Origin of the sequence: Gordonia sp. UBA7599 (assembly GCA_002477755.1) — a bacterium.
Lineage (GTDB): Bacteria > Actinomycetota > Actinomycetes > Mycobacteriales > Mycobacteriaceae > Gordonia.
Genome location: DLKD01000083.1, coordinates 1 through 8,284 on the forward strand (window position 1 = coordinate 1; position 8,284 = coordinate 8,284).

General features: G+C 67.4%; 6 protein-coding genes and 1 pseudogene. 3 read left to right on the plus strand and 4 right to left on the minus strand.

Annotation, left to right across the window (positions count from 1 at the left end):
- Both eno and B4L26_RS09870 read right to left on the minus strand, forming a co-directional pair.
- Window positions 1–440, minus strand: a pseudogene (gene eno / locus B4L26_RS09865) (phosphopyruvate hydratase); the annotation flags it as partial.
- A gap of 116 nt (window positions 441–556) precedes the next feature.
- A complete protein-coding gene (locus tag B4L26_RS09870) occupies window positions 557–1,312 on the minus strand; it encodes a lytic transglycosylase domain-containing protein (protein ID WP_290718499.1) in 756 nt (251 codons plus the stop codon).
- 214 nt (window positions 1,313–1,526) lie between these two features.
- On the opposite strand from B4L26_RS09870, the gene efeU reads away from it, so the two are divergent.
- The 3 genes from efeU to efeB are packed head-to-tail and all read left to right on the plus strand — an operon-like array spanning window position 1,527 to window position 4,992.
- Window positions 1,527–2,471 carry an iron uptake transporter permease EfeU gene (gene efeU / locus B4L26_RS09875; protein WP_290718501.1) on the plus strand — a complete coding sequence of 315 codons (945 nt, stop codon included), beginning with the start codon at window positions 1,527–1,529 and terminating at the stop codon, window positions 2,469–2,471.
- The gene (gene efeO / locus B4L26_RS09880) at window positions 2,464–3,675 is read left to right on the plus strand and encodes an iron uptake system protein EfeO (protein ID WP_290718503.1); all 1,212 of its coding nucleotides are present in this window, start codon (window positions 2,464–2,466) and stop codon (window positions 3,673–3,675) included. Before efeU ends, efeO begins: the two co-directional genes overlap by 8 nt.
- 45 nt (window positions 3,676–3,720) lie before the next feature.
- Window positions 3,721–4,992, plus strand: a complete 1,272-nt coding sequence (efeB, locus tag B4L26_RS09885) for an iron uptake transporter deferrochelatase/peroxidase subunit (protein ID WP_290718505.1) — start codon at window positions 3,721–3,723, stop codon at window positions 4,990–4,992.
- Between the two features lie 11 nt (window positions 4,993–5,003).
- Here the strand turns inward: efeB and B4L26_RS09890 are convergent, their stop codons facing one another.
- Window positions 5,004–6,641: a MazG family protein gene (locus B4L26_RS09890; RefSeq protein ID WP_290718507.1), complete on the minus strand. Its 1,638-nt coding sequence runs from the start codon at window positions 6,639–6,641 to the stop codon at window positions 5,004–5,006.
- A gap of 77 nt (window positions 6,642–6,718) precedes the next feature.
- Window positions 6,719–8,284, minus strand: a 1,566-nt coding sequence (locus B4L26_RS09895; protein ID WP_290718509.1) for a DEAD/DEAH box helicase, incomplete at its 5' end; no start/stop codon positions are given.

The following is an 8,284-nucleotide window of genomic DNA, read 5'->3' on the forward strand; positions in this document are numbered from 1 at the left end:
TTCATCATCGGCACCGGCAGGATGTGCGCGTTGGGGCCGCCGACGTAGCGGTACAGCGGCAGCGCCGCGGACTCGGCGGCCGCCTTGGCGACGGCCAACGACACGCCGAGCAGCGCGTTGGCGCCCAGCCGGGACTTGTCGGCGGTGCCGTCGAGGTCGAGCAGGGCCTGGTCGATGAGGCGCTGGTCGTCGGCCTCGTACCCGACGACCTCCTCGGCGATCTCGGTCAGGACTGCGTTGACGGCCTTCTGGACGCCCTTCCCGCCGTAGCGGTCGCCGCCGTCACGCAGCTCGACGGCCTCGTGCTCACCGGTCGAGGCGCCCGACGGCACGGCCGCACGGGCGAGCGTGCCGTCCTCGAGTGCCACTTCCACCTCGACGGTCGGATTGCCGCGCGAATCGAGAATCTCGCGCGCGCCCACCTGCTCGATTATTGCCACGGCTGTCTACCCCTTGGTGTTTGTGCGGACCGCTCGCTCTCGCTCCCGGCGCCCGCGTCGTTGTGGTTGTTGTGCGGTTGCACCAAGGGTAATACCGGACGACGTTGCGCGTTACGTCAGTACCGGACGTTCGCGGCGTAGGCGTTGGCCCGGTCGCGGACCTCTTCGGCGTAGGGGCGCGACTGGTTGTAGGTCATCAGCGCCTTCATCCAGGCCTTGGGCGTGGTCATATCGCCGCCGGACGCCGCACACAGGTAGCGAGCCGCCGCGAGCGCCGCGTCGTCGATGTTGTCGGGGTCGGCGACGCCGTCGCCGCTCGCATCGACGCCGTAGCGCTGCCACGTCTCCGGCAGGAATTGGAACGGGCCCTCGGCGCGGACATAGTTGGGGCTTCCGTCGGCCAGCGTCGGCTGCTTCGGGTCGACCATCCGCATGTTGCCGTTGGCACCATCGAGTTGCGGACCACGAATCGGCGGGCTGACGTCGCCGTTGGCCGCGATTCGCGCTCCATGGTGACGACCGTGCTTGCTCTCAGTACCGGCGATGCCCGCCAGTGTCGTCCAGGTGATCCCGCACTCGGGGTGCTGCTGGCGCTGGATCTCGGCGGCGTTGCCGTAGGCCTCCAACGCAGTCACCCCGATGCCGGTGCCCTTGGAGATCGGGATCGCCCACGCGTTGAGTTCGTCGGCGGTGCGCCCGGGAGCATTGATGTCCAGGTACGGGACCGGCGCGCCCGCCGCCGGCGGTACCCCCGTCGGGATGTCGGACCGGTACCGGGCCGGCAGATTGACACACCCTGCGCCGACGACGGCGATGGCGGCCAAGGCGAGTGCCATGACCCCCAGTCGCCCGCTGCGCGGTGTTGTCACCATGAGAACCGGTTCCCCTTGATTTGACGGATTGCTGACCGCGATTATCGCACAAGGGACCGGAAGCGGTGCATTCGTCACCAGCGAGAATGGGTGGTTTACCGGCGCAAATACGCATTGTGTCGACAACGATTCGCCGATGGCTCGCGCTCGTTGCAGACCGGACGTATATTGCTTTGGTTAGCCTCCCCTCATCATCGGCCAGTTCGGAGTACGAATGCTGATCCACGTCGCTGCCGAACCGACGACCTCGCTGGTCACCAAGCTCACCGGAAGCGGCGTCATCGGATTGCGCGAGGGCTTCGAGGCGGGCATCGTCGTGATGATCCTCGTCGCCGTGCTCGTGAAATCCGACCGGCGCGACGCCCTCAAGTACGTGTGGCTCGGCGTCGGCCTGGCGCTTCTCTTGCTGATCGTGGCCTTCCTCGGCATCCAGTTCGGCACCTCGACCATCGACTCCAAGTACGCCGAACTCGTCGCTGGCGTCGCGTCACTCATCGCCGTTGCGATCGTCACCTACATGCTCCTGTGGATGAGCAAGGCCTCGGCCTCGATCTCCGGCGACCTCAAGGAGGGCATGGCGCAGGCACTGTCCACCGGCCCCGTGGCCGTGTTCTTCCTAGCCTTCCTCGCCGTCGGCCGCGAGGGCCTGGAGACTGCACTGCTGATGGTCGGCTACGCCGAGAGTGTGTCCGGTGGACTCGTCCCGCTGATCGGCTTGCTGATCGGCATCGCCGTCGCCGTCGCCATCACAGTCGGGCTCTACTACGGCGCGGTGCGGATCAACTTCAAGGTGTTCTTCGCGGCCACCGGCACCTTCCTAGTATTCGTCGCTGCCGGCATCCTCGCCTACGGCGTACGTGCGATGGAGAGCTACGGCTGGCTGGATTGGATCCCCGGTCACTCGCAGACCGCGTTCAACCTCGCCGAGGCGACCGGCTACCAGCACGACTCCTGGTACGGCTCCATCCTCGCCGGCATCCTCAACTTCCGGCCCGACCCCACCTGGCTGCAGGTGGTCGCCTGGGTCCTCTACGTCGCGATCGTTCTGCCGATCTTCCTCCGCAGACAACTCGGCGGCCGAACCCGGCCGACCGACCCACCCGCATCACCCCCGGTGGCAACCGCCACCACCGAGAAAGGAACCCCCAGCAATGCGTGACACCAAGAAGTTGGCCACCAGGGCCGTCGTCGTCGGTACCGCCGTCGCCGTACCACTGGTCCTTAGCGGCTGCGTCGCCAAGGAATCCGCGTCGACGTTGGACGTGACGTCCACCGACACCGCGTGCGACATCAGCCCGATGAAGGCGGAAACCGGCAAGGTCGGTTTCAAGGTCACCAACTCGGGCTCGAAGGTCACCGAGTTCTACGTCTACGAGGGCTCGCGCGTCCTCGGCGAGGTGGAGAACATCGCCCCCGGTGTCAGCGGCAAGCTGACCGTCGAGCTGCCCAAGCCCGGCACCTACGCCGTCGCGTGCAAGCCCGGCATGGTGGGATCGGGTATCCGCAAGGAGATCACCGTCACCGGCGACGAGAAGAAGAAGAGCGAGGCTCCCGCCGACGTCGAGTCGGCCAAGCAGCGCTACCTGGCGTCGGTGCGGACGGAGATCGCGAACCTGGAGCGGGCGACCGCCGAGTTCGTCGCCGCCGTGAAGGCTGGCGACAAGGACCGGGCACGCGCCCTCTTCGGGCCCACCCGTCAGTACTACGAGAAGGTCGAGCCGGTCGCCGAGTCGTTCAGCGACCTCGACCCCAAGATCGATATGCGCTGGGATGACACCGGCGACGGCGCCGAAGACTTCACCGGCTTCCACCGCATCGAGCGCTACCTGTGGCCGCCGAAGGCCGAGCAGATCGGCGACGCCGAGGGCAAGGTGACCGCAGCCGACGCCGCTCACGGGAAGAAGAACGACACCCCCGAGGCGATCGCCAAGACCGCCGACCAGCTCCTGACCGACGTCCGCGCCTTGAAGGCCGAGGTCGACAAGCCGGACTTCAACTTCGACACACAGCTGTTCGTCAACGGCCCCAAGGCCCTCATCGACGAGGTCGCCAAGACCAAGATCGCCGGTGAAGAGGACCGCTACAGCCACACCGACCTGTGGGACTTCGCCGCCAACGTCGAGGGCAGTCAGCGGCTGATCGGCGAACTGCAGCCGATCATCGAGAAGAAGGACCCGGCCCTGATGGCCGAGATCACCAAGCAGTTCGAGGCGATCACCGCATCCATCGACAAGCTCCGCACGCCCGAGGGCTACGTCTCCTACGAGACGGTCGACGAGGCGACCCGCAAGTCGCTGTCAGCGCAGATCGACGCGCTTTCGTCAACCCTGTCGAAGGTCCCTGCCGCCGTCCTCGGCAGCTAAAGGTTAAGGAAGGCTAGCCTGCCCCGCACGGTCTATTCTGAGTCGATGAAATTCTCACGGCGCCAGGCGATCGGCGGGGCGGCAGCCGCCGCCGCACTCGGCGGGGCGGCGGTGGCCGGCGGAGCAGTAGGCCGCGCCACCGCGCCGTCGGGGCTGCACCACGACACCGTCGCATTTCGCGGCCAACGACAGGCCGGGATCATCACCGAGGTGCAGGACCGCCTGCACTTCGTGGCGTTCGACGTCGTCACCAAGGACAAGACCGAGCTGGCAGCACTGCTGCGGCGGTGGACCGCGGCCGCCGAGCGGATGACCCTCGGTGAAGAGGTGACTCCGAACGGCGCCGTCGGACTCGGTGACTACACGCCGCCGTCGGACACCGGCGAAGCACTGGGCCTCCCGCCGTCGAATCTGACGCTGACCATCGGATTCGGTCCCGGACTCTTCGGCCCGACGCCGGCCAAACCAGACCGCAAAGACCGGTTTGGCCTGGCGTCGCGCCGTCCGGCCAATCTCAACGACCTCCCTGCCTTTCCGGGCGAGCGGCTCGACCCCAACAAGTCGTTCGGCGACATCTGCATTCAGGCGTGCGCCGACGACCCGCAGGTCGCCGTGCACGCCGTCCGCAACCTGGCGCGAATCGGATTCGGCGTCGTCTCCGTGCGGTGGTCGCAACTCGGCTTCGGCCGAACGTCGTCGACGACAAGGTCACAGGAGACGCCGCGCAACCTCTTCGGCTTCAAGGACGGCACCAACAACGTGCTCGCCGACGACACCAAACTCCTCGACGATTGGGTGTGGGTCGGCGCCGACGACAACCCGGCCCCCGCGTCCTGGATGTCGGGCGGCTCCTACCTCGTGACCCGGCGGATCCGGATGGACATCGAACCGTGGGACCGCACGACGCTCCTCGAGCAGGAACAGGTCATCGGCCGCGAGAAGGGCAGCGGCGCGCCGCTGGGCCAGGAAATCGAGTTCGACGAACCGAACTTTGAATTGACGGCCAACGGGTCCCCCATGATCCCCGTCGACGCCCATGTGCGCCTGGCCCACCCGGACAGCAACGACGGGGCGCATCTGCTGCGCCGCGGCTACAACTTCACCGACGGCTCCGACGGTTTCGGCCACCTCGACGCCGGCCTGTTCTTCATCGCGTTCGTCCGCGACCCCGGCAAGCAGTTCGTGCCGATGCAGCGCAAACTCATGCTCAAAGACGCACTCACCGAATACCTGATCCCCAACGGCCAAGCCGTGTTCGCCTGTCCCCCCGGCCTTTCCGCGGGCCAGTGGTGGGGGCAGACGCTGTTCGAGGGCTGACCCGCTGCGGCCTACTCGTCGGTGGAGAAGATGACCCGGCCGGTCAGCGCATCACCCCGGCGGCGGCGCCTGGTCTGAGTGGCGACGAGTTCGTCGGCATTGCCCGGGCGCGGCACCGTGATGGTGACTTCGGGCTCGTCGGCGTCGCGGATGCGGATGGGCTTGCGCCCCTTCGGTTCGGGTTCCGGCTCTGGTTCGGGTTCCGGCTCCGGTTCGGGCTCGGGCTCCGGTTCGGGTTCCGGCTCCGGCCCGGGCTCAGGCACCGGCGTGGGTTCCGGCTCCGGCTCGACGTCGACGACCTCGTAGGTCTCGATCTCGATGATCTCCTCGGGCACGAACTGTGCGCCCAGGGTGGCCGACGGCTCGGGCGAGGCGAACAACGAATGCGACGCCTTCGGGCGAATGACCGTCGGGAACTCGGTGATCGGCAGGTCCGTCTCGATCGCGATCCCCTCGGTGAAAATGGGGATCGTCGTCTCCACCGGCGCCGGCACCTCAGCGGCGTACGGCTGCGCGGGGACGTACTCGGGCGCCGATGTGAAGTACTGCGTCACCGGGGCTTCGACCGGCGGGAAACGATCGGTCAGCTCGGCCCCCAGTGGCGGACTACCGGGGAAGGGCTCGAATGCGACCGGCGGCTCCGCGGGCGGTTCGCTGGGGAACAGCTCCACCGGCGGTTCAGACGATTCAGACGATTCAACGGGTTGGGCCGACTCGACCGGCGGGATGTAGGCATGGTCACCCAGGTAGTAGAGCCATTCCGCCGGTTCACGCGGCACCGCCCCCGCCGCCGCGGCGGTGGCCTCGGCGTGGAACACCAGATCCATCAGGTCCAGCACGCGCTGGCGGGTGGCATCCTCCACCGAATCCCCACCCAACTCCAGGTTGACCTCCAACAACGCCGGATCGACTTGCGACCGCGGGAACCCGGCCTGCGCGACCCGCTCCAGCACCTTCTGGGCCAGCGCCAGCGCCGGTGCCGTCGTCACGATGCCGTCGAGGATCGAACCGCGTTCACGCTCGGCGGCCTTGGCGGCCTCCCAGTCGGCGATCTGACGCTGCAGGTCACTGTGCTCACCCGACAACACGCCCGGGGTCCGTCGGGTCACCTTGTCGATGAACCCCTGCGCCACGTCGTCGATATCAAAGGGCTCGGTCGGGTCGTCGGCGGCAATCCGAGCGTGGAAGAGCACCTGCAGGAGCAGGTCGCCGAGTTCGTCGCGAAGATCGCTCACCGTACCGACGTCGATGGCGTCGAGGAGCTCGTAGACCTCCTCCAACACGTACCGGCGCAACGACTCATGGGTCTGCTGGCTCTCCCACGGGCCCGTCCGGCGCAAGCGGTCCATCAACTCGACGGCGTCGAGCAGGGTCGTCCCTGGACGCCGCACCACCTCGGGCTCGGGTGGCGGCGTCAGGAACACCTCGCCGCGGTCGACCCGAACGACGACGAGCGGATGCTCCCGGTCCGTGCTGATCAGGACCGTCGCGGGATCACCGTCGTCGCCGACCGCGACCTCGGCGTGTGGAAGCGCCCACAGCACGGACGCGGAGACGTCCTCGGTGACTTGCACCGGGCCGTTGACCAGCTTCGCAGCAGCAAACGGCAAGAGGTCCTGATGCTTCGGATCCAACAGAACGACGGTCATGTCTCCCCAATTTCTCGGCTAGTGACCATTCCACACCACTGGACCGGGATGCGCTTGCATCACCCGCCGAACCGGCGCTAAACCTTGCGGGTCACCTGATCCAAGAGAGTAGTGATGTAGTCGATCAGCTCATCGTCGCGCAGCGGCGCCGACCCCACTCCGCCCGCCTTCGGGATCGGCACGGCGACTGTCGACGTCGTCGGCCGGTAGGTCGCCGACGGGTAGAGCCGCTTGAGCCGGACCTGCAGGCTGTCGGGCAACGTGAACGGCGAGATCCGCACCTGCGACCCGGTCACCCCGATCTCAGTCACCCCGTGTTCTCGAGCCCGCAGGCGCAGGCGGGCAATCGCCGCGAGGCGCTGGGTCTGCGTGGGCGGCTCGCCATAGCGGTCAGTGATCTCGGCGATGACCGACGCCACCTCGTCATCACTGCTCGCCGCGGCCAGTTTGCGGTAGGCCTCCAGGCGCAGGCGGTCGGCATCGACGTAGTCGACCGGGATGTGGGCGTCGACGGGCAAGTCGATCCGCACCTCCGTCGGCTCCTGCGCAGTCACCGTCTCACCGTCGGCGGCCGCCCGGTATGCCTGGACCGCCTCCCCGACCAGGCGCACGTACAAGTCGAACCCGACGCCGGCGACGTGGCCGGACTGCTCGGCACCGAGCACGTTGCCCGCGCCACGCAGTTCCAAGTCCTTCAGCGCCACGGCCATGCCGGCGCCGAGCTCGTTGTTCTGCGCGATCGTCGCCAGACGGTCGTAGGCCGTCTCGGTCAGCGGGCGGTCGGGGCTGTAGAAGAGGTAGGCGTATCCGCGTTCACGGCTGCGGCCCACGCGACCACGCAGCTGGTGCAGCTGCGACAGGCCGAAATGCTCGGCGCGGTCGACGATGAGCGTGTTCGCGTTCGCGATGTCGAGGCCGGTCTCGATGATCGTCGTGCACACGAGGATGTCGTATTCGCGGTTCCAGAACGCGGTGACCGTCGACTCCAAACGGTCCTCGTTCATTTGGCCGTGCGCGACGGCGACACGTGCCTCAGGCACCATTTCGGCGATCTCGCGCGCCGTCTTGTCGATCGACGACACCCGATTGTGCACGTAGAACACCTGACCGTCGCGCAGCAGTTCGCGACGGATCGCAGCGGCGACCTGCTTGCTCGAATAGGCGCCGACGTAGGTGAGGACGGGGTGGCGCTCCTCGGGCGGGGTGAGGATCGTCGACATCTCGCGGATGCCGGCCATCGACATCTCCAGGGTCCGCGGGATCGGCGTCGCCGACATCGTCAACACGTCGACGTGGGTGCGCAACGACTTGATGTGCTCCTTGTGCTCCACGCCGAAACGCTGCTCCTCGTCGACGATGACCAGGCCGAGGTCCTTCCACCGCACCCCCGTCTGCAAGAGGCGGTGCGTGCCGATGACGATGTCGACGGTGCCGTCGGCCATCTGCTCGATCGTCTCGCGCGCCTGCGCCGGGTCGGTGAAGCGGCTCAGGCCGCGGATCGTCACCGGGAATCCGGCCATGCGTTCGGTGAAGGTCTGCAGGTGCTGCTGGGCGAGGATCGTCGTGGGCACGAGCACCGCCACCTGCTTGCCGTCCTGTACGGCCTTGAACGCTGCGCGGACGGCGATCTCGGTCTTGCCGTA

What these genes read in the sequence shown, in the direction of transcription:
- B4L26_RS09870 (WP_290718499.1), bottom strand. Translation starts at nt 1,312, where the DNA reads ATGGTGACAACACCGCGCAGCGGGCGACTGGGGGTCATGGCACTCGCC.
- efeU (WP_290718501.1), top strand. Translation starts at nt 1,527, where the DNA reads ATGCTGATCCACGTCGCTGCCGAACCGACGACCTCGCTGGTCACCAAG.
- efeO (WP_290718503.1), top strand. Translation starts at nt 2,464, where the DNA reads ATGCGTGACACCAAGAAGTTGGCCACCAGGGCCGTCGTCGTCGGTACC.
- efeB (WP_290718505.1), top strand. Translation starts at nt 3,721, where the DNA reads ATGAAATTCTCACGGCGCCAGGCGATCGGCGGGGCGGCAGCCGCCGCC.
- B4L26_RS09890 (WP_290718507.1), bottom strand. Translation starts at nt 6,641, where the DNA reads ATGACCGTCGTTCTGTTGGATCCGAAGCATCAGGACCTCTTGCCGTTT.